The 2,485-nt window shown below is 44.0% G+C and carries 1 protein-coding gene; it reads left to right on the plus strand.

Going from position 1 to position 2,485, the window contains the following annotated elements; translation table 11 throughout:
- Positions 1-2,274 (plus strand): ATP-dependent chaperone ClpB (gene clpB / locus MED222_RS03975; protein WP_009848490.1); only part of this gene is annotated, 2,274 nt, incomplete at its 5' end.
- Between the last annotated feature and the right edge of the window lie 211 nt (positions 2,275-2,485).

The following is a 2,485-nucleotide window of genomic DNA, read 5'->3' on the forward strand; positions in this document are numbered from 1 at the left end:
CGTCAAGACAGTTATATATCTTCAGAAGTATTCCTACTCGCTGCAATAGAAGACAAAGGATCTCTAGGTAACTTACTTAAAGAGTTAGGCCTTACTGAGCAAAAACTATCTCAAGCTATCGAGCAAGTTCGTGGTGGTCAAAAGGTTGATGACCCGAATGCGGAAGATAGACGCCAAGCTTTAGAGAAGTTCACCATTGATCTGACCGAGCGAGCAGAGCAAGGCAAGCTAGATCCTGTGATTGGTCGTGATGATGAAATTCGTCGCACGATTCAAGTCCTTCAACGTCGTACTAAGAACAACCCTGTCATTATCGGTCAACCCGGTGTAGGTAAAACTGCGATTGTCGAAGGTTTGGCTCAGCGTATTATCAATAATGAAGTGCCTGAAGGCTTAAGAGGCCGACGAGTGCTTTCATTAGACATGGGCTCATTAGTTGCGGGTGCTAAATATCGTGGTGAATTCGAAGAGCGTCTAAAATCAGTGCTTAATGAATTATCGAAAGAAGAAGGCAATGTCATTCTCTTTATCGATGAAATTCATACTATGGTCGGCGCAGGTAAAGGCGAAGGCTCTATGGATGCGGGTAACATGCTGAAACCAGCATTAGCTCGTGGTGAACTGCATTGTGTCGGCGCAACAACGCTCGATGAATACCGACAATATATAGAGAAAGACCCGGCTTTGGAGCGTCGATTCCAAAAAGTGATCGTGGATGAACCCACCGTTGAAGACACGGTAGCGATTCTTCGTGGTTTGAAAGAGCGCTATGAACTCCACCATCATGTAGAAATTACCGATCCTGCTATCGTAGCGGCGGCAACGCTATCTCACCGATATGTTTCAGATCGTCAGTTACCAGATAAGGCGATTGATCTCATTGATGAAGCGGCTTCGAGTATTCGAATGCAGATAGATTCAAAGCCCGAGTCATTGGATAAGTTAGAGCGCAAAATCATTCAATTGAAGATCGAACAGCAAGCTCTGACGAATGAAAATGATGAGGCCAGTGAAAAGAGGCTTCGTACGTTACAAAGCGAACTTTCTGAGAAAGAACGCGATTTCGCAGAGCTTGAAGAAGTTTGGAACGCTGAAAAAGCGGCGCTGTCTGGTACGCAACATATTAAATCAGAGCTAGAACAAGCTCGAATGGATATGGATTTTGCACGACGCGCTGGTGACCTTAACCGTATGTCTGAATTGCAATATGGTCGAATCCCAGAATTGGAGAAGCAGTTAGATCTCGCGACTCAAGCTGAAATGCAAGAAATGACCTTATTACGTAATAAGGTGACCGACGCTGAGATCGCCGATGTCCTTTCAAAGCAAACCGGTATTCCTGTTTCTAAAATGCTAGAAGCGGAAAAGGAGAAGCTTCTGAAAATGGAAGGTGTTCTGCATAAGCGGGTTATCGGTCAAGCGGAAGCGGTCGAAGTGGTATCGAATGCGATTCGTCGTAGCCGTGCTGGTTTGTCTGATCCGAATAAGCCGATTGGTTCGTTCTTGTTCTTAGGGCCAACAGGTGTCGGTAAAACCGAACTGTGTAAAACATTAGCTAACTTTATGTTCGATAGTGAAGATGCGATGGTGCGTATCGATATGTCTGAGTTTATGGAAAAACATTCTGTCGCTCGTTTAGTTGGTGCGCCCCCTGGTTATGTGGGCTATGAAGAAGGTGGGTACTTAACCGAAGCTGTTCGTCGAAAACCTTATTCTGTCATTCTGCTTGATGAGGTAGAGAAAGCTCACCCAGATGTTTTCAATATTCTATTGCAGGTTTTAGATGATGGACGATTAACTGACGGACAAGGTCGCACGGTCGATTTTAGAAATACCGTGGTAATCATGACATCGAACCTAGGTTCAACTCGTATTCAAGAGAACTTTAATACATTGGATTACCAAGGCATTAAAAATGAGGTTATGGAAGTGGTGGGTAAACATTTCCGACCTGAGTTTTTGAATCGAGTTGATGAAAGCGTTGTGTTCCATCCATTAGGCCAAGAGCACATTGAGTCAATTGCCGCTATTCAGCTTGAGCACTTGAAAAAGCGAATGGAAGACAATGGTTATGAGCTTGAAGTATCGGATAAAGCACTGAGGCTGATTTCTAAAGTCGGTTTTGATCCTGTATATGGTGCGAGGCCTCTTAAAAGAGCAATTCAGCAGAGTGTTGAGAACCCATTAGCGAAAGCGATACTTGCGGGGAAAATCAATCCGGATAAGAAAGTGCAGCTATTAGTGAATAACGACCGAATTATTGCTCACCAATAATCAAGGTAAGAACGATAGGTACGATTAGTCGAAATTAAGACGCAATCGTACCTATTTTGAACGCTTTGAGTGAATAGTGTCCGAACGATCGCCTGTGGCGATTTTTTTCTGTTTTTGGTCTTGTGCAAAGGGGGATTCTCTCTATAATGCGCCTCCGTTGCTAGGGATAACCAAGCGGTTTGAACTAAGTAACGAGACGACATTAAGCATT

This window comes from Vibrio sp. MED222, assembly GCF_000153005.1.
Classification (GTDB): domain Bacteria; phylum Pseudomonadota; class Gammaproteobacteria; order Enterobacterales; family Vibrionaceae; genus Vibrio; species Vibrio tasmaniensis_A.